This window comes from Streptomyces sp. SA15, from assembly GCF_002291145.1.
GTDB lineage: Bacteria > Actinomycetota > Actinomycetes > Streptomycetales > Streptomycetaceae > Streptomyces.
The window spans coordinates 83461-108806 of sequence record NZ_NTGE01000120.1 but is presented as its reverse complement, the minus strand read 5'-3'; the positions used below and the strand labels follow the sequence as shown (position 1 = coordinate 108806).

The window sequence follows — 25346 nt, the reverse complement described above, 5'->3', positions numbered from 1 at the left end:
CCTAGACGGCCGCCCGGGTCTCCGGCATCGGCAACGGCGGCAGTGCCGTCCCGTACACCCACGCCTCGAACAGCTCGTCCAGCGGCTCCGCCGCGAACCGGGCCACATGCGCGGTGAACGTCGCCGTACTCACCGCCCCGCCCCGGTGCAGGCCCACCCACGCGCGCACCATCCGGAAGAACGCGTCGTCGCCCATCGCGCACCGCACCGCGTGCAGGGTCAGCCCACCGCGTTCGTAGAGCCGGTCGTCGAACATCGACTTGCGCCCCGGGTCGGCGAGTTGGAGATCCTGCGGGAGCGACGACAGCAAGCGATGTGCGGCGGCGGCGTGCTGATGGGCCGGTCGCCCGCCCGACCGCTCCGACCAAAGCCACTCCGCGTACTTCGCGAACCCCTCGTTCAGCCATATGTGCCGCCAGTCCGCGATGGACACGCTGTTGCCGAACCACTGGTGCGCGAGCTCATGCGCCACCAGCCGCTCCGAACCCCGCGCGCCGTCCACATGGTTGGCGCCGAACAGCGACAACCCCTGGGCCTCGACGGGGACATCGAGCTCCTCCTCGGTCACCACGACGGCGTACTCGTCGAAGGGGTACGGCCCGAAGAGCTGCTGGAAGAGATGCATCATCCCGGGCTGCCGCGCGAAGTCCCGCGAGAACTCCGGCAGCATGTGCGCCGGAATGTGCCCGTGCTGCGGCACGCCGCCGAGCCCCGGGTCGCCCAGCAGCACCGTCTGGTACTTGCCGATCGACAGACCCACCAGATAGCTGGACGTCGGCGCCGACTGCTCGTACACCCAGGTCGTCGTGGACGCCTTCGTCGTACGGGTCAGCAGCCGCCCGCCCGCCACCACCTGGTACGCGGACGGCGTGGTGATCGAGATCTGGTACGAGGCCTTGTCGGCGGGCCGGTCGTTGCACGGGTACCAGGACGGCGCCCCGATCGGCTGGCTCGCCACCAGCGCCCCGTCCTCCAGCTCCTCCCAGCCGAGCCCGCCCCAGGGGCTGGCGACCGGCTTGGGATTGCCCGACCAGTGCACCTCCACCGTGAAGGTGGACCCGGCCCGGATCGGCTTGGCGGGGCGGACGCGCAGCTTGCCGCCCCGGTGGGTGTAGTGCGGCTGCCGGCCGTCGACCCGCACCCGGCCGACCTTGAAGTCGGCCAGGTTGAGCTGGAACTCGGCGAGCGGCGACCGTCCCGCGATGGCGTTGATCCGGGCCGTCCCCGACAGCCGGTTCGGACCCGGGCGGTAGTCCAGCGCGAGTTCGTAGCGGTGCACCCGGTAACGGGGATCGCCGTTGGCCGGAAAGTACGGGTCCGGACCCACTGCCTGCTGAACCGTCACTGCTGCGTCTGCTCCCTGCGCTGTGCTCGAACGTCGTGCCGGTGAACCGCCCCCCGACGCCGACCGAGCCGCGCTCAGGAACGCCATGACTCGATCGGGTTGCCCAGCCAGCGGGTGTCGTCGGGAACGGACTCCGCGGCCATGACCAGCGACGCCGGACCCAGTGTCGTACGGGCCCCGACCCTGCTGCCGGGCAGGACGATTCCGCCAGGACCCAGCGTCGCGCCCTCACGGAGGACCACAGTATCCGTCCGCAAGATCCGGTCGTGGAAGAGGTGCGTCTGGAGCACGCAGCCCCGGTTGACCGTCGCCGCGTCCTCAAGCGTCACCAGGTCCGTCTCCGGCAGCCAGTAGCTCTCGACCCACACGCCCTTGCCGATGTGCGCGCCGAGCCCGCGCAGCCACGCCGTCATCACCGGCGTACCCGGCACCGAACCGGCCAGCCAGGGCACGGCCACGACCTCGACGAAGGTGTCCGCCAGCTCGTTGCGCCACACGAAACCGCTCCACAGCGGGTGCTCCCCGCCGCGGTGCCGCCCGACGAGCAGCCACTTCGCCACGATCGACAGCAGGCCCGCCGCGACCCCTGTCCCGAGCAGCACCAGCCCCGACAGCAGCGGCGCCCACGCACCCAGCGCACACAGCGCGGCCACCGTCAGCACGGCCAGCCCCGCCGAGCAGAACACCGGCACGATCCGGCACAGCTCCACCAGACCGCGCGCCCACAGCAGCCGCGCCGGCGGGTCGTACGTCCGGCTCTGGTCGCCGCCGGCCGCCGCGCGCGGCAGCTTCACCGGCGGCAGCCCCAGGTACGAGCTGCCCTTCTTCGCCTTCTTCGGCGTCGCCGACAGCACCCCGACGAGCCCCCCGTCCGGCACGGAACGCCCAGGCGCGGTCATCCCCGAGTTCCCGAGGAAGGCCCGCCGCCCGATCTCCGCGCGCCCGATCCGCATCCAGCCACCACCGAGCTCGTACGGCGCGGTCAGCGTGTCGTCGGCCAGGAACGCGCCCTCACCGACCGTCGTCAGGCTGGGCAGCGCGAGGACGGTCGACACCTCGGCGCCCTTGCCGATCCGCATCCCGAGCAGCCGCAGCCACACCGGCGTGGCCAGCCCGGCGTACAGCGGGAAGAGGGTCTCGCGCGAGCGGTCCATCAGCTGGGTGACCGTCCAGGCCTGCCAGCCGATCCGGCTGTGCGTGGGATGGGTGCCCTCGCGCAGGCCGAGGCTCAGCAGTCGTACGGCGATCAGGAGCAGCAGCGCGAACGCCAGCCCGTAGGCCAGTGTCGCCGGTACGAGGGCCAGCGCGACGCCGCTCATGGTCACGTCCGGCGTGATGAACGCGTGGGCCACGAGGAGCGCGGCTCCGCCCGCGAGCACCGGCAGGGCGCTGAGCGCGAAGCCCGTCGCGCCGTACATCGCACGCCAGTACGCGCCCCGCACCGGCCGCTCCTTGGGCCAGTTCCGCTTGGCCTTGCCCAGCTTGACCGCGGGCGCGCCCGCCCACCGCTGCCCGGTCGGAATCTGACCGGTGACCGCGGAACCCGGCGCCACCTCGGCCCGCTTGCCGACGCGGGCGCCCGGGAAGAGCATGCTGCGCGTGCCGACGACGGCGTGCGCGCCCACCTTGACCGGGCCGATCTCCAGCCGGTCGCCGTCCAGCCAGTACCCGGACAGGTCCACCTCGGACTCCACGGCCGCGCCGCGCCCCAGCTTGAGCATGCCGGTGACCGGCGGCAGCGAGTGCAGATCCACGTCCGGACCGACCTTGGCGCCCAGCGCCCGCGCGTACCGCTCCAGCCACGACCCGGTCAGCGAGGTCGCCCCGCTGAACTCGGCCAGCCGCTCGGCGGTCCACAGCCGCAGATGCACGCTGCCGCCGCGCGCGTACCTTCCAGGCCGCACGTTTCGCAGCAGCAGCCGCGCCCCGCCCGCCCCGATCGCGAGCCGCCCCGGCGGGCTGAAGAGGAGAACCGCCCCGGCCGCGACGAGCCACCAAGGGGCGGTCGGCAGCCAGGAGTACACGGGGAGCAGGTTCCCGAGCGCGGCGAGCGCCACCGTCCAGCGCAGCCCCATCAGGGTGAACAGCGGAACCATCAGCAGCAACTGGATCACCTGGGCGCGTACCGGAACCGGAGCGACGACACGCTCCGCACCGTCGCCCTGCGCCGACTCCTCCAGATGCCGGGCCAATTTCCGCAGCACGGGCTGCTGGTAGATGTCGAGGACGGCGGCGCTCGGGTAGCGGGTGCGCAGCCTGGTGGTCAGCTGGGCGGCGGCGAGGCTGCTGCCGCCGATCGCGAAGAAGTCGTCCCGCGCACTCGTCACGGGGATGCCGAGCACCTCGCTCCACTGCTCGGCGAGCCACGCCTCGGTGCCGTACAACTGCTCGACCGGCCCGGCGCTCTCCAGTCCCTCCAGCGGCCAGGGCAGGGCGCCCCGGTCCACCTTGCCGCTGGTGCGGGTCGGCAGCTCGTCGACCGGCGCGAGCAACGGGACGAGCGCGGCGGGCAGTTCCGCCCGCAGCTTCTCGACGGCCGCCGCGTGGTCCCAGCCCTCCTGCGTCACGATGTAACCGACGAGCAGCTGATTGCCGCTGCGGGCGGTCCGTACGGCGGCCGCGGCCCCGGCGACACCGGGCAGCGCCTGCAGCGCCGCGTCCACCTCACCGAGCTCGATGCGCCGCCCGCCCAGCTTGATCTGCTCGTCGGCCCGGCCGAGGAACACCAGCCCCTCGGGCTCCGCCTTGACGAGGTCACCGCTGCGGTACGCCCGCTCCCACCCGAGGGACTCCAGCGGCGCGTACTTCTCCGCGTCCTTCTCGGCGTCGAGATACCGCGCGAGCCCGACCCCGCCGATCACCAGCTGCCCGCTGCCGCCCATCGGCACCGGCTCCCCGGCCTCGTCGACGACGGCCAGCTCCCAGCCGTCCAGCGGCAGTCCGATCCGGATCGGCTCCTCGCCGGTCATCAGCGAGGCACAGGCCACGACGGTCGCCTCGGTGGGCCCGTAGGTGTTCCACACCTCGCGCCCCTCGGTCACCAGCCGCTGCGCCAGCTCGGGCGGGCAGGCCTCACCGCCGAAGATCAGCAGCCGTACGTCGTTGAGGGTCTCGGGCTCCCAGAGCGCGGCAAGCGTCGGCACGGTCGACACGACGGTGATCTCCTGCTCGACCAGCCAGGGCCCGAGATCGGCCCCGCTCCTGACCTGCGAGCGCGGCACGGGCACCAGACACGCCCCGTACCGCCAGGCCAGCCACATCTCCTCGCAGGACGCGTCGAAGGCGACGGACAGTCCCGCCATGACGCGGTCCCCGGGCCCGATCGGATCCTCGGTCAGGAACAGCGCGGCCTCGGCGTCCACGAAGGCGGCGGCGCTGCGATGGCTGACGGCGACGCCCTTGGGCTTCCCGGTGGACCCGGAGGTGAAGATGATCCACGCGTCGTGCTCGATGCCGGGGCGGGCGGCGGGCACGTCACCGCGCGAGAGGGTGGTCAGCTCGTGCCCGGCCCCGACGACGGCCCGCACGTCCGCCTCCCCGAACACCAACTCGGCCCGCTCGTCCGGGTCCTCGGCGTCGACAGGGACGTAGGCGGCACCGGCCGCGAGCACGGCGAGGATCGCCACGTAGAGATCATTGGTGCCGGACGGGACCCGCACCCCCACCCGGTCCCCGAGCCCGACCCCGGCCTCCGCGAGGCGCCGCCTGAGCCGCTCCACCTCCACGGCCAGCGCACGGTACGTGAGCTGCGTCGTGCCGTCGTCCAGGGCGAGTTCGTCCGGGTACGACCGTACGGACGCGTCGAAGACGTCCACGAGCGTGCGTGGAGAAGCTGCCGGCCCCCCGGAGAAACGTGCCGTGTCACCGAACCGCTCGCGGATCTCTTCGTCGAGCAGACCGAGAGCACTGCTCTCGTGTATGGCTGCCATCGGGTCCTCGCGTCTCGATCCCGGAAGCCTCCGGGGCGCTGGCGGGCCCGCAGGTCTGCCTGGGGTTGTCCGGGTCCAGCTCCGTAACAAGCCGGAAATATTAGTACGACGCTAGGCTCGATCCCTGTTGACGACCACTCGGAAGGGCCGTTCGGAGGGCCTCTAGATCATCGCGAACCGTCGATGACCAGCGGTTCGTCCGCCGAACGAGAGATGCCCCACAACCATGCCTTCGACCTGTCCAGGGACGGCTGCCGAGGTGGATCAGGCGCCCTCCGGCGGGGGCTCAGCTGTCGTCGTGCCACGGCGCTCTGCCTGTGCACGGCAACGCGGCTCGGTCCTGGACTGGGCAGGCTACGCCGCCAGGGGCAGCATGGAGATACCCCAAATCAGAACATATGTGGAGCAGTGCCGACGAAGGTCGCAGGTAACGCTGGCACCGCGGAGGGAGATCTGGGATGCAAACCGAGTCCTTCCAGTCCGACGGCGACCAGCCCGGCCCCGGGCAGCCCCGGGCGGCCAGCCTGCTGGACATGCTGAGTGTCGCCGCGGTGGTGCTGGACGCCGGTGGGCGCATCGTGTTGTGGAGCCCGCAGGCCGAGGAACTCTTCGGTTACACCGCGAACGAGGCGCTTGGCCAGTACGCGGCGCGGCTGATGGTCAACCCGGAGCACCTACAGGCCGTCCTGAGTCTGTTCACCGAGGTGATGGAGACCGGCCGGAGCTGGTCCGGCGCCTTCCCCATCCGGCACAAGGACGGCAGCACCCGCCTGATGGAGTTCCGCAACATGCGGCTGCTGAACGACCGCGGGGAGGTCTACGCCCTGGGCCTCGCGGCCGACCACCCCACCCTGCAGCGCCTCGAGACCGACCTTGCCCTGGCCGAACGGCTGGTCAACCAGTCCCCGATCGGCTTGGCCCTCATGGACCCCGACCTGCGCTATCTCCTGGTCAATCCGGCACTGGAGCGCATCGACGGCATCCCCGCCGAGGAGCACATCGGCCGCCACCTGAGGGAAACCCTGACCTTCCCCGACGTCGACACCATCGAGTCCGCCCTGCACCAAGTACTGACCACCGGAACCCCGCTGCTCGACCAGTACGCCGTCGGCCGCACCCCCGCCGACCCCGACCACGATCACGCCTGGTCCCTCTCCTTCTACCGGCTGGAGGACCCCGGCGGGCGGATCCTCGGCGCGGCCACCTCGGTCGTCGACGTCACCGAGCGACACCGCGCGGCCACCGAGGCCGACCGGGCCCGGCGCCGCCTGGCCCTCATCGCCGACGCCTCCACCCGCGTCGGCACCAGCCTGGACGTGGAGCAGACCGCGAGCGAACTGGCCGACATCGCGACCCCGGTCCTCGCCGACGTGGTCGCCGTGGGCATCCTCGACTCCGCCCTGGCCTTCCGCCGCGCGAGCAAACCGCACAGCGGCCCGGAACTCTTCCGTGCCCTGGCCATCAAAGCGGCCCACCCCACCGTGGCGCTCCGCGCCGCCGACCCTCCCGGGGATCTCACCGCCTACGACGCCGACCGTCTGGTCACCCTGTGCGTCCACACCGGTCGGCCGGTCCTGGTACGCCACGTGGCCGAACACGACCTGCGGCGCATCGCCCGCGACCCGGAGGCCACCTCGCTCCTGGCCCGCGCCGGCGTCCACTCCTATCTCGCGGTGCCGCTGATCTCCCACGGCGAAGTGCTCGGCGCCCTCGACCTCAAGCGCACCCGCAACCCCCTCCCGTTCGACGAGGACGATGTCATCCTGGCCAGTGAGCTGGCCGGCCGGGCCGCCGTGGCCATCGACAACGCCCGCTGGTACCAGAGCGTGCGCAACACCGCCCTCACCCTCCAGCGCAGCCTGCTGCCCGCCCACTCACCGCACCACCCCGGCCTGGAACTCGCCACCCGCTACCAGCCCGCCCAGTCCACCAGCGAAGTCGGCGGTGACTGGTACGACGTCATCGCCCTGGCCGACGACAGGACGGCGCTGGTCGTCGGCGATGTCATGGGCAACGGCATCGACGCCGCCGCCACCATGGGCCGACTGCGCACCGCTACCTGCGCCTACGCAGACCTCGACCTCGCCCCCGAGGCAGTGCTCCAGCACCTCGACAAGATCACCTGCGATCTGGAGCACTACATCGTCACGTGCCTCTACGCCGTGTACGACCCCCACAGCAGGCAGTGCCACATCGCCAACGCAGGACACATGCCGCCCGCGCTGGCCCGCCCCGGCCACGCCGCCGAACTGCTCGACCTGCCCAGCGGAGCCCCGCTCGGCGTCGGCGGCATCTCCTTCGAAACCACCACCGCCGACCTCAACGCCGGCGATCTGTTGGTCCTCTACACGGACGGCCTCGTCGAGACCCGCCACCACCCCATTGACGACCGCCTGAACTTCCTCCTCAGCCTCCTCGACGAGCCTTACCGGCCCCTGGAAGAGACGTGCGACCTCCTGCTGTACGGCCTGCGCCACCCCGACGACCACGACGACGTCGCCCTCCTCGCCGCCCGGGCCCAGTAGTCGGCATGGGCGGACCTTCGTGGGTGAGGAGCTGAGAGCGCGATGATCCTGCCACGGTGCTAAACTGATGATCAATAGACGCTTGCGCAGAGGTGCCGAAACAGGCGCACGTCAAGCGCTACAACGGGCAGTTACGCAATATGGTCACCGGATACCGGTCGGGTGTAGGAGGCTACACCGAGGTCATCCTCATAAACCGGCGATATCTGAACCCGGATCCAATTCCTGCTCCATTCACCATTCACCCGTGTTCCGGGCGATGTGTCGTAGGCGGAGACAGGAGGTCAAGCCGATGACGACCGAGGGGAAGGCAGCGGCGGAGCATGAAATGCCGGAGCTGTACGGGCAGAACAAGGCGACGCTGGGACGGCTGATCGCCCACGGAGGCCTCGGCCACGCCGAGGAAGGGGCCGACGGCCGACTGCGCGCCCGCGTCCGCATCCCGCCCGATGAGCTGGTCTGGGAGCCCTCCATCGTCGTCATGCCCCATGGGGGCGACCTCGACATCGAGCTCGTCAACGACGACACGAACACGCACTGTGCGCTCCTGCCGAGCAACGGCGACAGCAAATGGATGTGGCTTCCGGTCTACTCACGGGGAACGACGGTCCTCAACCTCGACGGTCCGGGCTACTACTGGTTCGGTTCCAATGTGGGCAACGACGAGGGCCGTGGCTTGGTGGGAGTGATCGCCGTACTCGGGGACGTTCCGCAAGAGGCCCGCCTCGACCGCCCGGACCAGCCACGGCCGTAGAAAGTGCCTCGGAAAGGAGGCCGGAGCGACGGCCGCCTCCTGGAAAGGAGACCTCATGGAGTACATCCAGGCACCGTCGGCCGTCAATTTCTCGGAACTGAGCCCCATGGTCGGGAGTGCGCCCCCAGTGGCGCAGAACGTTACGTACGAGCGCATTCTCCAGGCCCGCTCGGAACCGCAGAACTGGCTCACCTACTACGGCGCCTATGACGGGCAGCGGTACAGCTCGCTCGACCAGATCAATGCGGAGAACGTCAAGCACCTCACCCCCGCCTGGGTGTTCCAGTTCGGCTCGGCCGGCTTCCACGCGGGGCAGTCGACATACGCCTTCGAGGCCGCTCCGATCGTCGTGGACGGGGTCATGTACGTCTCGGGCTGGGACGGTTGGATCTGGGCCCTCGACGCCCGGACCGGGCGGCAACTGTGGCAGTACAAGCACGCGATCCCCTTCGATGTCTCCCTCTGCTGCGGCAACGTCAACCGCGGGGTGGCAGTCGCGCACGGGAAGGTCTTCGCCGTCACCCTGAACGCCCATGTGATCGCACTCGACGCCGTCACCGGTGAGTGTGTATGGGACGTGACGAACGGTGATGTGCGGGCAGCTGAGAGCGCCACGGTGGCTCCCCTCGTCGTGAAGGACAAGGTCATCGTGGGCAGCTCCGGCGGTGAATTCGGCGTGCGCGGTCACATCGACGCCTTCTCTCTCGAAACCGGAGAGCGCGCCTGGCGCACCTACACCGTCCCCAAGCCCGGCGAGCCGGGGTCGGACACCTGGCCGGACGGACCGGCCTGGGCGCGTGGCGGCGGCAACACCTGGATCACGGGTACCTACGACCCGGAGCTGAATCTCCTGTACTGGGGGACCGGCAACCCGGCACCCGACTTCGACGGAGGCGTCCGTGAGGGCGACAACCTCTATACCGACAGCGTCATCGCCTTGGATCCCGACCATGGCGACATCCGCTGGCACTACCAGTGCACCCCGCACGACGTGTGGGACTACGACAGCAACATGGAGTGCATCCTCTACGACCTGGACGGGCAGAAGCTGCTGGCGCACTTCGACAAGAACGGGTACTGCTTCACGCTGGACCGTGCGAACGGTGCGCTGGTCCGGGTGACGCCCTTCGGCGAACGCATCACCTGGGGCGAGATCGACGTCAAGGGCAATGTGGTGCCCAGGGTGTTGCCCGAGAAGGAGGGCGAGCCGGTCCACTTCTGGCCGGGGCCGGCCGGGGCCAAGGAATGGACGCACGCGGCCTACAGCCCGCGGACGCAGATGTTCTACGTACCGGTACAGGATGTCGGTGCTGAGGTGACGCTTCGGCACAGGGAGTTCAAGGAGAGCATTCCCTACTGGGGAGCGAGTGTGACCGTGGACGCCGAGGACATGCAGGGGTTCGTGGAGGCCTTCTCCGCGTCCACGGGCGAGGAGGTGTGGAGGTGGCGCAACGATACGCCGATGAGCGCGTCGGTGCTGGCCACGGGCGGGGACCTGGTGTTCGTCGGCCAACCGTCAGGGGAGTTCAACGCGTTCAACGCGCACACCGGGGAGCTGCTGTGGCAGTTCCAGACGGGAAGCGGCCACCACAGCAACCCGACGACCTACAGCGTCGACGGAAGGCAGTACATAGCCGTGCCGGTCGGATGGGGGAGCTGGGTCGAAGGGATCGTCCCCGCGATGCTGGGCGCCTCCCACGGCGACGCTGTGTTCGCCTTTGCGCTGCCGGAATAGCGCTGGAACCTCAGGGAGGACGGCCCTGGAACTTCAGGGAGGAGGTGACCGCCATGCACCAGGAAAGCGTTGCCCCGCAGCACCACCGGGATGAGTGGGAGACCCCCGCTTTCGAGGAGATCAGGGTATCGGCCGAGGTGACCGCATACATGGACATCCTGGAGCTCGACGGGGAGTAGACCCGGCCACAGGACAGGGCGCCGGGCGATGCGGTCCGTCGCCCCGGCCGGTGAACGACCGGAAGCCGGTGCACGACCGGAAACCGGAAAGGACGGCGGATCGACGTGTGGGTGCGGGTGCTGGGATCGGCAGCCGGGGGAGGATTCCCGCAGTGGAACTGCGCCTGCCCTCCGTGCCGTGCCGTGCGCGACGGTTCCCGGCCCTGCCACGCGCGCACCCAGTCGTCGATCGCCGTGAGCCCCGACGACCGGCGATGGTTCCTGTTCAACGCCTCTCCCGACATCCATGTCCAGTTCGAGTCCTTCCCCGCCCTGCACCCCTCCAGCGGTACCGACAGTGGCAGGGCGGTTCCCCTGCAGGCCGTGGTACTCACCGACGCCGAGCTCGATCACACGCTCGGTCTGCTGCTGCTCCGGGAGGCAGGTGGCATCGAGCTCCACGCCACCGAGCCGGTGCACGACACGCTGTACGACGGGACGTCGCTGCTGCGGACGCTCGATGCCTACTGCCCCGTCAAGTGGCAGCGCGTCGTACCGCAGGCCGACGTCCCGCTGGGGAACGGGCTGTCGTACCGGGCTTTCGACGTTCCCACGACGAAGCGGGCGCGTTTCGGCACCGTCGAAGGGAAGGGACAGGGACGGGTCGTCGGCTACCGCCTGACCGACGAGCGCAGTGGCCGGGCACTGGTGTACCTGCCGGGCCTGCAGGAGTTCACGGATGCGGTACGCGACCAGCTCGACGACTGCGCCTGCCTGCTCGTCGACGGAACCTGCTGGGACGACGACGAGTTGATCCGGCTCGGCATGGCGAGCAGGACGGCGCGCGAGATGGGGCACCTGCCCATCGCCGGTTTCGGCGGCAGCCTCGAGCAGCTGTCTCCGCTCCCCATCGAACGCAAGTTCTACACCCATATCAACAACACCAACCCGATCCTGCTCGAGGACTCGGCGCAGCGGCGCACCGTCGAGCGGCACGGCATGGAAGTCGCCGTGGACGGGCTGGAACTGCGGATGTGAGGGGCCATGGTGGCGGTAACGGAAACCGAGAGCGCGGCAACCGAGAGCTTCGTGGCTGCGCTGCGCGCGCACTCCAAGCGCTACCACGCCCGGCATCCCTTCCAACAGAAGATGAACGAGGGAGGACTGAGCCGTCGACAGCTCCAGGGCTGGGCGGCCAACCGCTTCTACTACCAGAAGAATCTGCCCCGTAAAGACGCCGCCGTCCTCGCCAACTGTCCGCATCGTGAGGTACGCCGCCGTTGGATCCAACGCATCATCGACCAGGATGGGACGGCGGACGGCGAGGGCGGCATCGAGGCCTGGCTGCGCCTGGGCGAGGCGATGGGGCTGACACGGGAGGAGATGCAGGACGAGCGGAATGTCGTCCCCGGGGTGCGGTTCGCCGTTGACGCCTACGTCACCTTCGCCCGCACCCGGCCGTGGGTCGAGGCGGTGGCCTCCTCGCTGACCGAGCTGTTCGCGCCGGATCTGATGGCCGAACGCCTCGCCGCGTTCGAGCGCCACTATCCCTGGATCGACCGTCAGGGGCTCGCCTACTTCAGGACCCGCCTGACGCAGGCTCCGCGCGACTGCGAGCACGCCTTGCAGGTGGTGACGGAGTACTGCCGGAGCCCGCAGGAGCAGGCAGGCGCCCTGGCGGCACTGTCCTTCAAGTGCGACGTCCTGTGGAGCATGCTCGATGCCATCGAGGGGACCTATGCAGACCGTTAGCGATGAGGATCGCCCCCGCCTGGCGCCGCACGTCCGACTGACGTTCGACCCCGCGCGGGAGCGGCACGTGCTGCTGGCGCCGGAGGCGGTCTCCGTCCTGAACGGCACCGGCGCGACGGTCCTGGGCCTGTGCGACGGACAGCGGACGGTCGCCGAGATCGTGGCGGAGCTGAACGGACGATACGACGGCGTGGTCGATGACGACGTTCGGTTCTTCCTCGCCCGCCTCGCCGCCAGGCGGTGCGTGGAGGTGGGCGATGGATAGGCCTTTCGGACTGCTGGCCGAGCTCACATATGCCTGCCCGCTGCACTGCTCGTACTGCTCCAACCCGCTCAACCTCGGCGACTACGGCAGGGAGTTGACGACGCCGGAGTGGCAGCGGGTGCTGGCCGAGGCCAAAGAGCTGGGGGTCCTGCAGCTTCACCTCTCCGGCGGTGAGCCGCTCCAGCGCCGCGACCTCGTCGAGATCGTGCACAGCGCCGGCGAGTTGGGCCTGTACACGAACCTCATCACGAGCGCGCTCGGCCTCTCGGCCCACCGTGCCGAGCAGCTGCGCGCCGCAGGCCTCGACCACGTGCAGATCAGCATCCAGGCCGACGAGCCGGCCCTCTCCGACCGCCTCGCCGGCACGCCGTCCTTCCAGCGCAAGACAGCGGCGGCTCGGCTGGTGAAGGAGCTGGGCTGGCCGCTCACGCTGAACGTGGTCCTCCACCGGCACAACATCGACCGGGTCGACCGCATCCTCGACCTGGCCGAAGGGCTGGCGGCCGACCGCATCGAGCTGGCCAATACGCAGTACTACGGCTGGGCCTGGCACAACCGGCACGAGCTGTTGCCGAGCAAGGCTCAGCTCGAGCGCGCCGAGGCGCTGGTGCGTGCGGCGCGCGAACGTCTGAAGGGGCGGATGGAGATCATCTACGTCATCCCCGACTACCACAGCCGGTACCCGAAACCCTGCATGGGCGGCTGGGGCCGGCGGCAGCTCACCGTGGTGCCCAACGGCGACGTCCTCCCCTGCCCGGCCGCACACGCCCTTCCGCTACCGCGCGCCAGCGTGCACGCGCACTCCCTGGCGTGGATCTGGGAGCGGTCACCCCTCTTCGAGCGCTTTCGCGGGACGGCCTGGATGCCAGATCCTTGCCGTAGCTGCGACCGCCGCGAGCTGGACTTCGGAGGGTGCCGCTGCCAGGCGTTCCAGCTCACCGGCGATGCCGCTCGCACCGATCCGGTCTGCCACCTCTCCCCCGATCACGGGATCGTGGCCGAAGCGGTGCGCGCTGCCGACGAGGCGGTGGGACCGCGCGGAGGAGAACTCACTCCCCGACCGCATCCGAGCCGCTCGGCGTAAGCAGTACCACCGGGCAGCCGAAGGAACGGCCGAGAGGGAGGCTCCGCTGTGACCTCGATACTGATGTTCGTCTCCGGTGCGGCACTGTTGATCTACAGCGCTGAAAAGCTGATCGGCTACCTCGTCGGGGTCGCGAGCAGTCTCAACATTTCTTTGTTTCTGATTGCCGTGGTCTTCACGGGCATCGAGTTCGACGACATCTTCCTCGGCGTCGCACTCAACGTCGAGGACCTCGGCGGGGTCTCACTGGGCATCGTGTTCGGGACCGCACTCTCGATGACGGGAGTCGTGCTCGCACTTGCCGCCGTCCTCACGCCCACCCGCATCAACATTCCGCGCGATTATTTCGCCATTTTCGCCTGCGCGCCGCTCATGATGGCTGTGTTCACGCTGACGGCACCGCTCACCGCATTTGACGGCATCGTGCTCCTGGGGCTGTCTGTGCTGTTCATCGCCTACATAGCTGTCCGGGAGTCGAGGGACGACACACCGGTCTTCCGTGACGCGGAGCTGTACGAAGCCTTCTCCGTCGTCCGAGGCGCCAGGGGCGGCACGCCGGTCCTCCGGGAGGCGGACACATACGCGACGACGGCCGACAGGAGGAGCGGAAGGGAACGGCTGGACGGGGGGAGGGAGCAACACTTCTCCGACAGCACGATCGCCGCCGAAGTGCGCGGACGTTCCGGCTGGACCGGGCTCGGGCTGGCGGTTCTCGCACTTGTCGGCCTCGTCATCGGTGCCGCGGTCACGGGCATCGGCACCGAAGGCATCCTGCACACCTACGGACTTCAGGGCACGGTCTTCGGCGCGACCATCGCAACCGTCGTGTTGACCATCGAGGACATCTTCTTGACCGTAGAACCCGCCCGTAAGGGGGCGCCGGAGATCGGGATCGGGAACGTCATCGGGAGCGTCATCTTCTCGGTCACGGGGAAACTGGGGATCATTCTCCTGGCGGGCGGCTCCCTCGTGGTCGGCCCGAACGTACTTACCTGGCATCTGCCCGCACTCGTCGTTGTGACCGGGCTCGCAGCGTACTTCGTCTCCACGGGGCGCCTGAAGCGATGGCACGGTTACACGCTGCTCGGCCTCTACGTCGTCTACTGGGTCGTCAGTTTCGCCGTGTTCGGGACTGCTCCGGTCGACGCGTCATGACTTGTGGGGTGTCGGCGGCACGATCCGGGCCGCCGGACCATGGGTGAGCGATGTGGTCGGCCCACAGGCGGGTCACGAGGGCAGGGTCTGCTCGGTCCAGATGACCTTGCCGCTGTTGGTGTACCGGGTTCCCCAGCGGGCCGCGAGCTGAGCGGTCATGAACAGGCCGCGGCCGTCTTCGTCGGTGGTGGCCGCCTGACGCATGCGGGGCGAGGTGCTGCTGCCGTCGGACACCTCGCAGATCAGGGTCCGGTCGTGCAGCAGCCGCACCTGGACCGGCCCGACCGCGTGCCGGATCGCGTTGGTGGCCAGCTCGGAGACGAGCAGTTCGGTGGCGAACGCCAGCTCTTCCAGGCCCCAGCGCCCCAGTTGCTCCGTCACCGCGGCACGCATCCCGGAGACGCTCGCCGGGTCGTGCGGCAGATCCCAGACGGCGACCCGCCCGGCGTCCAGTGAGCGGAAGCGGGCGACGAGAAGGGCGACATCGTCCAAGGGGTGGGCGGGCAGCAGGGCGTCCAGCACCGCGTCACAGGTCTCCTCCGGCGGGCGGCTGGGCTGCGCGAGGGCACGCTGCAGCAGCATGAGCCCGACGTCGATGTCGCGGTTGCGGTCCTCGATGAGCCCGTCGCTGAACAGGACGAGTTCGCTGCCCTCGGGAATCTCCAGTTCCACCGTCTCGAAGGGCAGGGAGCCCAGGCCCAGCGGCGGCCCGGCGGGCACCTCGGGGAACTCCACGGTGCCGTCGGGGAGGACCAGCGCGGGCAGCGGGTGGCCGGCGCGGGCCAGGACGCAGCGCCTGGATACCGGATCGTAGACCGCGTACAGGCAGGTGGCTCCCACCACCCCGGTGCCGACACCTCGGTCCGTTCCCACCATGTCCTGGGCCGCGTCCAAGCGGTCGACCAGGGCGTCGAGACGCGAGAGAAGCTCGTCGGCGGGCATGTCGAGGGAGGAGAAGTTGTAGACGGCTGTCTGCAGTCGCCCCATGGTGGCCGCCGCGTGCACGCCGTGGCCGACGACGTCCCCGACGACCAGCGCCACCCGGGCACCGGACAGCGGGATGACGTCGTACCAGTCACCCCCGACCCCGGCCTGCGACGGCAGATAGCGGTGCGCGACCTCCACCGCGCTCTGCGAGCGCAGCCCCTGAGGGAGGAGGCTGTGCTGCAGCCCCAGGGCCAGGGTGTGCTCCCGGGCGTAGCGGCGGGCGTTGTCGATGCAGAGGGCGGCACGGCCCACCAGTTCTTCGGCGAGGGAGAGGTCGTCGTCCTCGAACGGGTCGGGACACTGGGAGCGAAGGAAGCTGACGACCCCCAGCAGCACGCCGCGGGCCTGCATGGGCACCGTGATGAGCGAGTGGATCCCGGAACCGAGGATCTTCGCGCCCCGTTCCGGATCCTGGGCGATCCAGCCCGGGGCCTTGGCCAGCTCCGCTTCGAGCACCGCCTCCCCGTGCGCCAGGCTGCGGGCCTGCGGAGTGGAGGGAACAAAGTGGACCAGTTCCCCCACCTCGTACAGGTGGGAGTCCTCACGAACGCCGCTCATCGCCACCCGGCGCAGCTCGTCGTGGACCGGCACCGGTTCTCCGCCGTGCAACACGGGCTCCAACAGATCGACGGCGGCGAAGTCGGCCAGCTGCGGAACCGCCACCTCGGCCAGCTCCTCGGCGGTCCGGGTCACATCGAGGGTGGTGCCGATGCGGGTGCCGGCGCTGAAGAGCAGCGCCAGGCGTTGCCGCGCCTGGACAGCGAGCCGGCCCACCCCCGGCTCGCCCAGGAGAAGCAGCCACTCGTCGGTGCCGCTCACCGGGGCTGGGGGCGCCTCCGCTGCGGCGGCCGGGGCAAGAGGCGCCGGGCGGTTCGGGACGAAGCTCTCGCGTACCGGGGCGGCGGCCTCGCTGCTCGCGGGAGCGGCCAAGGGTGACCTCAGCCTGTTGGAAGCCAGTTGCTCGGTCGCGACCAGCAGCGAGTCCGCGGCGGAGGGGACGGCGTCGGCATGGCCGGAGGCGGTGTGGGCAACACGCCCCCGCAGGCCGCTGCCGGAAAGCCTGACCTCGACCGCGATACCCATCTGGCCGGAGGGGCTGGTAACCGGCCGGCACCGGAGCGTGGCCACCTGGCCGCAGGAGAGCGTCACCTCTGTGGCGACCTGAACAGGGGAGGAGATCAGTTCCGCGGCCTTCTCCAACAACAGCGCGTGATCGCTGCGGTCGAGGAATTCACCGATCGGCGGATGGATGCCGAGCGTCCCCCGTCCCGAGACCGGCGGGCCGACGGGCAGCCGACCGTGGTGGCGCGCCCGCAGGAACGTCCTGAACAGCTCCCGCTCCCGTTCCGTGGCCTGTTCGATCAGGCGCTTCTCTATCTCCGCGACGGCCTCGGACACGGTGGTCAGCATGGCGGGATCGGCGTCGGTCCGCCAGCACGTGAAGTCGAGGACGCCTTCGATGTGCCCGCTCAGGGGATTTCGGACGGGGGCGCCGGCGCAGGCGAAAGGCTCCATGCCCTGGGCGAAGTGCTCGCGGCCGAGGATGTAGCAGGGCTGGCGCGCCGCCAGCGCGGTGCCGATGCCGTTGGTTCCGGCTATCGGCTCCGCGAAGGTGAATCCCACCGCGAGCTGGACCGCGTCGAGGCTTTTGTTGAGTTTCGTGCCCCCGGCCCGACGCTGGAGCACCTGGCCGTGCTCGTCGGAGAGGATCACGCTCACGTTCGTTCCGGAGAGTGTGGACTCCAGTTGCTCGAGCACTGGGCCGGCCGCGTGGAGCAGGCGCCCCTCCAGGTCCAGCTCCTCCTGGTAGGGGATGTCAAGCCGGTCGGGCTCCAGTCCGAAGGACTTGCAGCGTCGCCAGGACGCAAGAACAGGGCCCCTGACCTCAGCCTTGACCGTGCCGCCTGCCAGGAAGTTCTCGTAGGCGCCGCTGAGACCGTTCAGGTCATCCATCGCTATCGGCACCCGAACCACGCTCCTCCGGACCGGCGCGCCACCGTCTATTATGCGAACTTTTACTGATTTGAACATCAAATGCCTGTAAGTCCTGTTTGTCAGTCCCACGGTACACCGGCATTCAGGTGACATTTCCAGCAGCTCTGCTCGCCGTACGGCGACGCATCGCATCCCGGCTGGGCGCCAAGACCACCGAGGGCAAGACCTCGGGCGGCGAAGGACAAGGCCGACGTCTACCGGAACCTCGGCCTCCGGCTCACGCACGAGCCCGGAAAACAGCTCGTGCGGGTCGAGGCTCAGCTCGACCCGCACAAGTGGGGGATACTCTCTGTGTCCGAGGGGGGACTTGAACCCCCACGCCCGATAAAGGGCACTAGCACCTCAAGCTAGCGCGTCTGCCATTCCGCCACCCGGACAAGGTGTGTGCCGTGCGGGGATTCCCCGCGGCGACACAGAAAACATTACCAGGCTTCCGGAGGTGGCCGATCACCCCCGCCCGCGCGTGAACGGCGTGTGACGGGGCAGGACCGGTCTTGGGGTGCGGCCGGGGGGAGAGGGAGGATGAGGGGGACCACCAGCAGCGACGGCGCGGGAGGAAGCAGCGTGAGCGGGACGGACACGACCAGGCACGTCACCGGCGAGGACGAGGTCGTGGACCTCTGCCGCGAGCTGATCCAGATCGACACCAGCAACTACGGCGACCACTCGGGCCCGGGCGAGCGCAAGGCGGCCGAGTACGTCGCCGCCAAGCTCGCCGAGGTGGGGCTCGAGCCGCAGATCTTCGAGTCGCACCCGGGGCGCGCCTCCACGGTGGCGCGCATCGAGGGCGAGGACCCGTCCCGGCCCGCACTGCTGATCCACGGCCACCTCGACGTCGTACCGGCCAACGCGACCGACTGGACCCACCACCCCTTCTCCGGCGAGGTCGCGGACGGGTGCGTGTGGGGGCGTGGCGCCGTCGACATGAAGGACATGGACGCGATGACCCTCGCGGTCGTCCGCGACCGGCTGCGCAGCGGGCGCAGGCCGCCCCGCGACATCGTCCTCGCCTTCCTGGCGGACGAGGAGGCGGGCGGCAAGTTCGGCGCGCGGCACCTCGTCGACCGCCACCCCGGCCTCTTCGAGGGCGTCACCGAGGCGATCAGCGAGGTGGGCGGGTTCTCGTTCACCGTGAGCGAGCAGCGGCGGCTCTATCTGATCCAGACGGCCGAGAAGGGCATGCACTGGATGAAGCTGACCGTGGCCGGCACCGCCGGGCACGGCTCGATGATCCACCGGGACAACGCGATCACCGAACTGTCGGAGGCCGTCGCCCGGGTGGGCCGGCACAAGTTCCCGGTGCGGGTCACCAAGACCACCCGGGCGTTCCTCGACGAACTCGGCGACGCGCTCGGCACCGAGCTCGACCCGGAGGACATGGAGTCGACCCTCGCCCGGCTCGGCGGCATCGCCAAACTCATCGGCGCGACCCTGAGCAACACGGCCAACCCCACACAGCTCGGCGCCGGCTACAAGGTCAACGTCATTCCCGGCGAGGCCACCGCGCACGTCGACGGGCGTTTCCTGCCGGGGCACGAGGAGGAGTTCCTCGCCGACCTCGACCGGATCCTCGGGCCGAAGGTGCGGCGCGACGACGTCCACGCCGACAAGGCCGTCGAGACCACCTTCGACGGGGCGCTGGTGGAGGCCATGCAGTCCGCGCTGCTGGCCGAGGACCCCGCCGCCAAGGCCATCCCCTACATGCTCTCCGGTGGAACCGACGCCAAGTCCTTCGACGACCTCGGCATCCGCGGCTTCGGCTTCGCGCCGCTGAAGCTGCCGCCGGAGCTGGACTTCGCCGGCATGTTCCACGGAGTCGACGAGCGAGTGCCGGTGGACGGGCTCACATTCGGCGTGCGGGTGCTGGACCGGTTCATCGATGCGTCCTGAATTGCCTCAGTGAAACGACACTTCTGTATTCGCTCGAACGTGCGGAAACCGACCGGGAAGAGTGAATGCGACCATAAGCTCGTAGCTCCATTACTCCCTCCTCGTTACTGATGATGTGATCCGCTACTTGGGATCGCATTGCCAACAAGGAGGAATAATGATCAAGAAGGTCGTCGCTGCTGCGGCTGCCACCGGTGGACTGGTTCTCGCGGGCGCGGGCGTCGCCGCCGCCGACGCGGGTGCTCAGGGTGCCGCCGTGCACTCTCCGGGTGTCCTGTCCGGCAACGTTGTTCAGGCGCCTGTTCACATCCCGGTGAACGTCTGCGGCAACACGGTCTCCGTGATCGGGCTGCTGAACCCCGCCTTCGGCAACACCTGCATCAACAAGTGACGTTGTGCCTCGCCCCGTGAGGGGCTGAGCCCGTCGGCCCCGGAGCGCGCGCCATGCGCTCCGGGGCCGACCGGCCTTTCGGAACGGTTCTTTTCCGACGTCGAGAATTCGGGACAAGGTCGAAGGCAGGGATTCAGTAAATGCGACAGGTCACCCGCAAGGGCCTGATGACCGTGGCGGCCGCGACCGGCGTGATCGCCGCCGCGGGCAGCGCCGCCCACGCAACCGGCTCGAGTGCGAGCGGCTCCAGCTCGAACTCACCCGGCGTGCTGTCCGGCAACACGGTGCAGGCGCCGGTGAACGCGCCGGTGAACGTCTGCGGCAACACGGTCAACGTTGTCGGGGTCCTCAACCCGGCGATGGGCAACAAGTGCGTCAACACCGGAGTCAAGAGCGGCGGCAGCGGATCGTCCGGCGGATACGGCGACTCCGGCGGCTCCGGGGGTTCGGGGGGCTCGTACGCGGGCGGTCACGCCGACGGCTCGCCGGGCGTCGGCTCGGGCAACCACGTCCAGGCGCCGATCGACGCGCCGGTGAACGTCTGCGGCAACAGCGTCAGCGTCATCGGGATCGGCAACACGGCCACGGACAACGACTGCGCCAACGGGGGCGGTTCCGGCGGCGGGCACCCCAGCACGCCTCCGGGAGGCGGCGACGGTACGACGCCGCCCGGGACCCCGGGCCAGCCCGGCAACCCTGGGCACCCCGGCGACCCCGGACAGCCCGGTGACCCCGGAAACCCTGGGCAGCCCGGCGATCCGAACACCCCGGAGAACCCGGTGGAGCCCGGTCGCCCCGGTGCCCCGAACACGCCGCCCGCCCCGGGCGGGGAGACACCGGGCGGCTCCTCGCACGCCAACCAGCCGGGAGCCCAGTCCGTCACCCAGCCCCATGGCGCCGCGCAGCTCGCGGACACCGGCAGTGACCTGCCGATGGGGCTCGCCCTCCCCGTGGGCGCGGGGGCGCTGCTGGCGGGCACGGTGCTCTACCGCAAGGCACGCGCCTCGGCGTAACCCGGCACCACCGGCACAAACCGTGCACGGTGCCTGAAAACACCGCGAACTTCCCCGGCGGTGCGCACAACCCGGCGGGCCCTGCCTCGGTGGGGCCCGCTCCGTTTTTCGTCGCCTCAGCTCACCACGTGGCGCGTACCTGGCGGATGATCCGCCGGCGCAGCCGCACCCTGCGGCTGCCGTCGCGCAGCAGGCTCAGGCGGTCCAACTCCCAGTGTCCGTACTCGGCATGGTCCGTCAGCAGGCGTGTGGCGTCCTTGCGGGAGACCCCGCGCGGTACGTACACGTCGACAAATTCGTATTCCGGCATCGCATCTATTGTGCGGGCAGAGCCCCTGTACGGATAGCGTCTGCACTATGTCTGATGCTGCGCAGCCCACCGCTGCCGAGGTACGCGCCGCCGCCGAGGCGGTCAAGACCGCGCTCGACCGCCACCTGGCCGCGGTCGAACGCCGGTCGGGGGAGGACGACCCGGCCGTCTACGAGGCGTTCAACGAGCTGGCCGCGGCCGCGGAGGTGTACGACGAACTGCTCTACGACCGTTATGACGAGGTCACACCCTTCGAGATCCCCGGAGCGGACGATTCGCTGCCGCCGTACAAGGGACCCGAGGAGCCGAACGCGCTGAGCGTGCTGATCCGCCGCGACTACGCCGTGGTGGAACCGCAGCGCCTGCTGGCCCAAGCCCAGCGGATCGAGGCGGCGGACTACGAGGCGGACGCGGGCACCGAGGCCTCCGGCACGGTCCACGGCGCGATGGGCGTCCTGTTCGGCGAGTTCGAACCGGACGAGATCGCCTCCCGGCACAAGGAGTTCGGCCTGGAGGAGGGCGACTCCACGCTCTGGGTGACGGCCGCGGACGAACCGGCCGACCCCGGCGAGTGGCTGGAGGCACCGTTCGAGCAGATCGACCCCCAGCGGGTGGTCTGCCGCTTCGACGTCAGCGCGGTCTTCGACGACGAGATCGACGACGGTGACGACGACGAGGACGAGGCCGACGACCTCGACACGGACGCGGACCTGGACGAGGACGAGGACCTGGAGCCACTGGACGCGGATCGCCGAGCATGAGACCGACCACGGCGGCGGCCCCGGAGCCCGAACCTCCGGGGCCGCCGCCGTCGTCATGGAGTCGTCGCCCCAGGCCGTTCGCCGGTCAGCCGGTGGCGGCCGGGACCTGCGGGGCGAGCAGCGTGGGCAGGCGGGTGGTGCGGGGCTTGGCCGGGATCTCGGTCACGGCCCGGGGCAGCGCCTGTTCCACGCCGTGAACCACGGACAGATGCCGCTCCGCCCGCCCGAACGCCGTGTACACCCACGGCCGGCTGAGCGCCTGCGCGGCGTCGCCGGGCAGCACCACGACCACCGCCGGCCACCGGCCGCCCACCGCCTGGTGCGCGGTCAGCGCCCACCCGTGTCGCACGGACTGCTCAACCCGCTCCTTCGGTACGACGACGGCCTCGCCCGCGCACGACAGGTGCAGTCCGTCGGCGTCGGCCTTCACCACGCGACCCGGGAGCGTACGGCCCGGTGCGGGGGAGTAGGCGATCCGGTCGCCGGGGTCGAAGCCGCCGAAGCGGCCGGGACCCGGGTTGAGCCGCTCCTTCAGCGCCGCGTTCAGCACGCGCGTGCCGGCCGCGCCTCCATGGCCCGGCGTGATCACCTGGGTGTCCTCCGCCGGTACGCCGATCGCCCGCGGCACCGAGTCCGCGACCAGTTGCACGGTCCGGTGCACGGCCTCGCCCGCGTCCCGCACGGGCACGATCACGACCTCCTTGCCGGGTGCCTCGACCTGATGGAGCTCGCCGATTCCGACACCGGAGACCAGCTCGCCGAGCGGGCCGGGATCCGGCCGCCGGGAGGCGACCTGCGGGCAGACCCGTGCCGCCAGCAGATCGGCGAACACCCGCCCGGGACCGGCGGACCACAGCACCGCCGGATCCCCGGCCAGCACCAGCCGGGCGCCGTCCGGCAGCGACTCCGCGAGCAGCGCCGCCGCCTCCACATCCAGCTGGGGCGCGTCGAGCACGACGAGCAGGTCGAGGTCCAGCGTGCCGTCGGCGTCCCGGCCCGGCCCCTCGGCGCCGGACAGCAGCCCGGCGACGGTGGCGACGGTCGGCTCGGGCGCGTCCGGCACGTCGGCCCGGCCCACCAGGCCCGCGAAGCGCTCACGGCCGATCGGACTGTGGGCGGCGGCCCAGGCACGCAACCCGAGGCCACGAGCCGCATCCAGCAACTCCGCGGGCTCCGCCAGCGAGGCCCCCCCGCCGGTGTGCAGAACCAGACCGTGCCCCGCGACCGCACGGATCAGCTCGGCGGCGGACCCCCCGGCCGAGGCGGCTGCCCGCTCCCACTCCGCACCCGAACCATCCTCCTTCGGCACGGAGTTGATCACCCGGGCCAGCCCGTCGGCGAGGCTCTCCTCCGCGAGGGCATACCGCTCCAGCCCCACGAGGACCCGAACCGGCCGCTCCTCGTCCTCGTCCTCCTCAAGTTCCGGCGCGGTGGGGTCGAGGGCGTCCTGGAAGGCCAGGGCGTCGCCCTCGGCGAGGGTGCCCTGGACGGCCGCGTCGGGATCCGGCACGCTCCGCTGGGCCAGCGCGGCGGTGAGCGCCGACATCTCCAGGGCGGTGTGCCCGGCGAGGGCCGCCTGCTCCAGCAGCCAGACGGTGACCGCCCGCCCGCGCCGCTCGTCGTCCGGCCGGCATTCCGCACCGAGCAACGCCCGCGCGAAGCCGTCGGCCTGCTCGGGCCGCACACCGCCGGCCCGCAGCAACTGCCAGGGATCCGCCCGCAGCCGCTCACCGGCACCCTCGCCGAGAAGCGAGGCGACCTGCGGCGCGAGCCCGTCCGGCGCCCCACCCTCACTCAGCACGAGCCGCACCGCTTCGACGGTCTCCGGCGCGGGGCCCGCGGCCGCGGTGGCGGCACCGGCGGGCACCGGCTGGGGCCTCGGCTCCGCCGCGGTCCGGCGCGGCGGCGTGGGCTCGGGCTCCTGGAAGACGGTGGCGGCGGGCTTCTCGCCGCTCTCCACAGCCCGTACGGCGGCGAGCAGATCGGCGGCCGTCCCACTGAGCTTGGTCCCGCTGGCGACGCGCTTCTTCTCGGCCTTCCGCTTCTCGATCCGCTCCCGCTCGAGCCGCTGAGCGGCCAGTTCGGCCTCGGCCTCGGACAACTGAGCCGCGTCCTTGCCGGCCTCCGCGTCACCGCCCTCGGCGGCACCGGCCTGCGGACCGCCGCCCTCCTCCGGGTCACTCGGCGTCCCCGCCTCGACCTCCACGGTGTCCTCGGCGGGCTCCGGCTCCGTGCTCACAGCGTGCTCCAGTCGTGATCGGGATAGCGGTGCACGGGCTCCGACACGTCGTCGAGCGCCCGGCAGATCTCGTCAGGAAGACTAAGGGCCTCCACTGACAGTGCCGCCGTGAGCTGCTGCGCGTTGCGTGAGCCGACGATCGGCGCGGCCACGCCCGGACGGTCGCGGACCCAGGCGAGGGCCACCTGGAGCGGCGTCACCGCCAGCCCGTCCGCCGCCGTCGTCACGGCGTCCACGATGCGGCTCGCGGTGTCGTCGAGGTAGGGCGCGACGAAGGGCGCCAGATGCTCCGAGGCACCCCGCGAGTCGGCGGGCGTCGAGTGCCGGTACTTGCCCGTGAGTACGCCGCGGCCGAGCGGGGACGAGGGCAGCATGCCGATCCCGGAATCCAGCGCGGCCGGCAGCACCTCGCGCTCGACTCCACGCTGCAGCAGCGAGTACTCCATCTGCGTGCTCGCCAGCCGCGTCCGCGTGCCCGGCGCCGCGAGCTGCCAGGTCGCGGCCTTGGCGAGCTGCCAGCCGCAGAAGTTGGAGACGCCCGCGTAGCGGGCCCGCCCGCTGCCGACCGCCAGGTCGAGGGCGTGCAGGGTCTCCTCCAACGGGGTGTCCGGGTCGAAGGCGTGGACGTGCCACACATCGACGTAGTCCGTGCCGAGCCGGGCCAGCGAGGCGTCCAGCGCGGAGAGCAGATGCCCGCGCGAGCCGTCGAACCGCCGGTCCGGGTCGGGCACGCTGCCGGCCTTCGTCGAGATGACCAGGTCCCGACGTGGGACCAGGCCTTCTATGAGGCGGCCGAGCAGATACTCGGCCTCTCCGTCGCCGTACACGTCCGCCGTGTCGACGAGGGTCCCGCCCGCTTCCCAGAACGTCTTCAAGAGGTCCGCGGCGTCGTGCTCGTCGGTGTCCCGACCCCAGGTGAGGGTGCCGAGCCCGATCCGTGACACACGCAGGCCGGTGCGGCCGAGATGCCTCTGCTCCATGAACGCCGAGATTACTGGCCAGAACCTGCCGTGTGGGGGCCTGTGGATAACCAGTTTCGCCGAGCGACACCGGCGTTA

Annotated in this window: 19 protein-coding genes and 1 tRNA gene; 13 read left to right on the top strand and 7 right to left on the bottom strand. The window is 70.5% G+C overall.

Annotated features, from left to right (window positions below; genetic code table 11):
- Position 1: 1 nt before the first annotated feature.
- Entirely contained in the window at positions 2-1345 is a 1344-nt protein-coding gene (locus tag CLM62_RS28260; protein ID WP_095752729.1) for a M1 family metallopeptidase, read from the bottom strand.
- 74 nt (positions 1346-1419) lie between these two features.
- Entirely contained in the window at positions 1420-5274 is a 3855-nt protein-coding gene (locus tag CLM62_RS28255; RefSeq protein ID WP_095752728.1) for a Pls/PosA family non-ribosomal peptide synthetase, read from the bottom strand.
- Between the two features lie 458 nt (positions 5275-5732).
- On the opposite strand from CLM62_RS28255, the gene CLM62_RS28250 reads away from it, so the two are divergent.
- From CLM62_RS28250 to CLM62_RS28210, 9 genes are all read left to right on the top strand, one after another.
- Positions 5733-7799: a SpoIIE family protein phosphatase gene (locus CLM62_RS28250; protein ID WP_095752727.1), complete on the top strand. Its 2067-nt coding sequence runs from the start codon at positions 5733-5735 to the stop codon at positions 7797-7799.
- 292 nt (positions 7800-8091) lie between these two features.
- Positions 8092-8553: an MSMEG_3727 family PQQ-associated protein gene (locus CLM62_RS28245; RefSeq protein WP_095752726.1), complete on the top strand. Its 462-nt coding sequence runs from the start codon at positions 8092-8094 to the stop codon at positions 8551-8553.
- A 55-nt stretch (positions 8554-8608) separates the two neighbouring features.
- Complete coding sequence (locus tag CLM62_RS28240; protein WP_095752725.1) at positions 8609-10288, top strand: PQQ-dependent dehydrogenase, methanol/ethanol family; 1680 nt, start codon at positions 8609-8611, stop codon at positions 10286-10288.
- Positions 10289-10341: 53 nt separating this feature from the next.
- Complete coding sequence (gene pqqA, locus CLM62_RS48940) at positions 10342-10467, top strand: pyrroloquinoline quinone precursor peptide PqqA (RefSeq protein WP_107483828.1); 126 nt, start codon at positions 10342-10344, stop codon at positions 10465-10467.
- Between the two features lie 105 nt (positions 10468-10572).
- Positions 10573-11484 (top strand): pyrroloquinoline quinone biosynthesis protein PqqB, encoded by a 912-nt coding sequence (gene pqqB / locus CLM62_RS28230; RefSeq protein WP_095752723.1) that lies wholly within the window; start codon positions 10573-10575, stop codon positions 11482-11484.
- A gap of 9 nt (positions 11485-11493) precedes the next feature.
- Positions 11494-12198, top strand: coding sequence for a pyrroloquinoline-quinone synthase PqqC (gene pqqC, locus CLM62_RS28225; RefSeq protein ID WP_257004130.1), 705 nt, complete (start codon positions 11494-11496; stop codon positions 12196-12198).
- A complete protein-coding gene (gene pqqD / locus CLM62_RS28220) occupies positions 12185-12463 on the top strand; it encodes a pyrroloquinoline quinone biosynthesis peptide chaperone PqqD (protein ID WP_095752721.1) in 279 nt (92 codons plus the stop codon). The genes pqqC and pqqD overlap by 14 nt, the downstream gene beginning before the upstream one ends.
- On the top strand, positions 12456-13547 hold the full coding sequence (gene pqqE / locus CLM62_RS28215) for a pyrroloquinoline quinone biosynthesis protein PqqE (RefSeq protein ID WP_095752720.1): 1092 nt from the start codon (positions 12456-12458) through the stop codon (positions 13545-13547). The genes pqqD and pqqE overlap by 8 nt, the downstream gene beginning before the upstream one ends.
- 63 nt (positions 13548-13610) lie before the next feature.
- Positions 13611-14702 (top strand): hypothetical protein, encoded by a 1092-nt coding sequence (locus CLM62_RS28210; protein ID WP_218835630.1) that lies wholly within the window; start codon positions 13611-13613, stop codon positions 14700-14702.
- A 72-nt stretch (positions 14703-14774) separates the two neighbouring features.
- On the opposite strand, the gene CLM62_RS28205 is transcribed toward CLM62_RS28210, so the two are convergent.
- Positions 14775-17642: a SpoIIE family protein phosphatase gene (locus tag CLM62_RS28205; protein WP_257004129.1), complete on the bottom strand. Its 2868-nt coding sequence runs from the start codon at positions 17640-17642 to the stop codon at positions 14775-14777.
- 334 nt (positions 17643-17976) lie between these two features.
- Positions 17977-18061: transfer RNA gene (locus tag CLM62_RS28200), tRNA-Leu, on the bottom strand.
- Positions 18062-18248: 187 nt separating this feature from the next.
- Here CLM62_RS28200 and CLM62_RS28195 point away from each other — a divergent pair.
- The 3 genes from CLM62_RS28195 (at position 18249) to CLM62_RS28185 (ending at position 20978) form a co-directional block, all read left to right on the top strand.
- Positions 18249-19574, top strand: coding sequence for a M20/M25/M40 family metallo-hydrolase (locus tag CLM62_RS28195; protein ID WP_095752717.1), 1326 nt, complete (start codon positions 18249-18251; stop codon positions 19572-19574).
- Positions 19575-19731: 157 nt separating this feature from the next.
- Positions 19732-19965 (top strand): chaplin ChpH, encoded by a 234-nt coding sequence (chpH, locus tag CLM62_RS28190; protein WP_095752716.1) that lies wholly within the window; start codon positions 19732-19734, stop codon positions 19963-19965.
- A gap of 140 nt (positions 19966-20105) precedes the next feature.
- Positions 20106-20978: a chaplin gene (locus CLM62_RS28185; protein WP_095752715.1), complete on the top strand. Its 873-nt coding sequence runs from the start codon at positions 20106-20108 to the stop codon at positions 20976-20978.
- 121 nt (positions 20979-21099) lie between these two features.
- On the opposite strand, the gene CLM62_RS28180 is transcribed toward CLM62_RS28185, so the two are convergent.
- Positions 21100-21288 carry a DUF5703 family protein gene (locus CLM62_RS28180; protein WP_005485166.1) on the bottom strand — a complete coding sequence of 63 codons (189 nt, stop codon included), beginning with the start codon at positions 21286-21288 and terminating at the stop codon, positions 21100-21102.
- 47 nt (positions 21289-21335) lie between these two features.
- Here CLM62_RS28180 and CLM62_RS28175 point away from each other — a divergent pair, with 47 nt between their 5' ends.
- Positions 21336-22049 (top strand): hypothetical protein, encoded by a 714-nt coding sequence (locus tag CLM62_RS28175; RefSeq protein WP_095752714.1) that lies wholly within the window; start codon positions 21336-21338, stop codon positions 22047-22049.
- Between the two features lie 85 nt (positions 22050-22134).
- On the opposite strand, the gene CLM62_RS28170 is transcribed toward CLM62_RS28175, so the two are convergent.
- A complete protein-coding gene (locus CLM62_RS28170) occupies positions 22135-24288 on the bottom strand; it encodes a helix-hairpin-helix domain-containing protein (protein WP_095752713.1) in 2154 nt (717 codons plus the stop codon).
- The gene (locus CLM62_RS28165) at positions 24285-25268 is read right to left on the bottom strand and encodes an aldo/keto reductase (protein ID WP_095752712.1); all 984 of its coding nucleotides are present in this window, start codon (positions 25266-25268) and stop codon (positions 24285-24287) included. Before CLM62_RS28165 ends, CLM62_RS28170 begins: the two co-directional genes overlap by 4 nt.
- Between the last annotated feature and the right edge of the window lie 78 nt (positions 25269-25346).

Coding starts and splice junctions, on each gene's coding strand:
- CLM62_RS28255 (WP_095752728.1), bottom strand. CDS start 5,274: ATGGCAGCCATACACGAGAGCAGTGCTCTCGGTCTGCTCGACGAAGAG.
- CLM62_RS28250 (WP_095752727.1), top strand. CDS start 5,733: ATGCAAACCGAGTCCTTCCAGTCCGACGGCGACCAGCCCGGCCCCGGG.
- CLM62_RS28245 (WP_095752726.1), top strand. CDS start 8,092: ATGACGACCGAGGGGAAGGCAGCGGCGGAGCATGAAATGCCGGAGCTG.
- CLM62_RS28240 (WP_095752725.1), top strand. CDS start 8,609: ATGGAGTACATCCAGGCACCGTCGGCCGTCAATTTCTCGGAACTGAGC.
- pqqA (WP_107483828.1), top strand. CDS start 10,342: ATGCACCAGGAAAGCGTTGCCCCGCAGCACCACCGGGATGAGTGGGAG.
- pqqD (WP_095752721.1), top strand. CDS start 12,185: ATGCAGACCGTTAGCGATGAGGATCGCCCCCGCCTGGCGCCGCACGTC.
- pqqE (WP_095752720.1), top strand. CDS start 12,456: ATGGATAGGCCTTTCGGACTGCTGGCCGAGCTCACATATGCCTGCCCG.
- CLM62_RS28210 (WP_218835630.1), top strand. CDS start 13,611: ATGTTCGTCTCCGGTGCGGCACTGTTGATCTACAGCGCTGAAAAGCTG.
- CLM62_RS28205 (WP_257004129.1), bottom strand. CDS start 17,642: ATGGATGACCTGAACGGTCTCAGCGGCGCCTACGAGAACTTCCTGGCA.
- chpH (WP_095752716.1), top strand. CDS start 19,732: ATGATCAAGAAGGTCGTCGCTGCTGCGGCTGCCACCGGTGGACTGGTT.
- CLM62_RS28185 (WP_095752715.1), top strand. CDS start 20,106: ATGCGACAGGTCACCCGCAAGGGCCTGATGACCGTGGCGGCCGCGACC.
- CLM62_RS28180 (WP_005485166.1), bottom strand. CDS start 21,288: ATGCCGGAATACGAATTTGTCGACGTGTACGTACCGCGCGGGGTCTCC.
- CLM62_RS28175 (WP_095752714.1), top strand. CDS start 21,336: ATGTCTGATGCTGCGCAGCCCACCGCTGCCGAGGTACGCGCCGCCGCC.
- CLM62_RS28165 (WP_095752712.1), bottom strand. CDS start 25,268: ATGGAGCAGAGGCATCTCGGCCGCACCGGCCTGCGTGTGTCACGGATC.